The sequence below is a fragment of the Piscibacillus salipiscarius JCM 13188 genome (assembly GCF_001311865.1).
GTDB classification, from domain to species: Bacteria; Bacillota; Bacilli; order Bacillales; family Alkalibacillaceae; genus Piscibacillus; species Piscibacillus salipiscarius.
Genome location: NZ_BBCD01000058.1, coordinates 1 through 1,286, shown reverse-complemented (window position 1 = coordinate 1,286; position 1,286 = coordinate 1). Strand labels below are relative to the sequence as shown.

At 37.5% G+C, this 1,286-nt stretch carries 1 pseudogene; it reads right to left on the bottom strand.

What is annotated here, in order from left to right:
- Positions 1-36: 36 nt before the first annotated feature.
- Positions 37-1,199: pseudogene (locus JCM13188_RS19990) on the bottom strand (IS3 family transposase).
- Between the last annotated feature and the right edge of the window lie 87 nt (positions 1,200-1,286).

Sequence of the window (1,286 nt, the reverse complement as noted above, 5' to 3'; positions counted from 1 at the left end):
TGAACTGACCCAGGGAAATGAGACAAGAAAAAACACCTATGCTGCCACGGTCCTGTATTCAACAGGGCTGTGGCAATTTAATTTTGAAAAAGGTCGTATATAATTGTAATAATACATGTAATTTATTACTTTATCTATTACAATAGTAGTTGTTAGGGTCGCTCTTAATTGAGCGGCGAATTCTTCCGACTTTAGTGAGGAATGGAAGGATTCAATGACGGCATTATCAAAGCAATTGCCTTTGCGGGACATGCTTGTGGTAATGCCGTTTTCTTTTGCAAGTGCCTGAAAGGCATAGGATGTGTACTGAGCTCCCTGATCACTGTGTAAAATAACTTCATGAGTCTCTCTGCCGTTACAAGCCTCTTGTAGCGTTTCTAAAACAAATCAACATGTTGTGAATCACTGATTTTATAAGCAATAACTTCGTTATTATACAAATCCATGATTGTAGATAAGTAAAGCATCTTCGGACCATAGGGTAAATACGTGATATCCGTCACCCATTTTTGATTCGGTTTTTCAGCTTTAAAATTTTGTTTTAACAAGTTAGGAACAACGATTTTACTTTCCCCTGCAATATATTTTTGTCGTTTTTACTTTTATGCGACATTGAATTTCGTATTTTTGCATCACTTTTTGAACGGTTTTTCGGTTAACTTTGATTTGATAATCTTTCCACAAGATCCCTTTCACTTTCCGATGCCCAATACGATGTGAGAGTTGTTTACAAATATTTATGATTAATTGATGCAGTTCTGGAATCTCTCGATTCACTGTACCTCTCCATCGGTAATAAGTCGGTCTGGGGATGCCAAAGCACTCACAGATATCTTTCGTTGAAAACTGCTCCTTGAAAGCTTCAACTACCTCTACAAATACTTCTGGAACCACTTCCTTTCGATTTCTTGGTACTTTCCCGACAATTCCTCACGCATTTCATAATAGGTTACTTTTCGACGTAGTTGTGTTATTTCACTATCATCGTCTGGTCCTTTGCCATAGGCATATTGTTTACCTGTCGGTTGAGCTAACCTATGGTGTTCACCGTTGCGGTACCACCTCATCCAAGTCTTGATTTGTGTTTTGTTTTTAATACCAAACTTCTCCATAATCTGCTTGTTGGTCCATTCACCAGACAACTTCATTTGTATCACTTCTCGTTTGACTTCTTCTGGATAAAATCTATTTTTACCCATAAAGAAAAACACCTCCTAAATTGTCGATTAATATTACATACGACTTAGGGGGTGTTTTTTCCTGTCTCATATTATTGGGTCACTCTA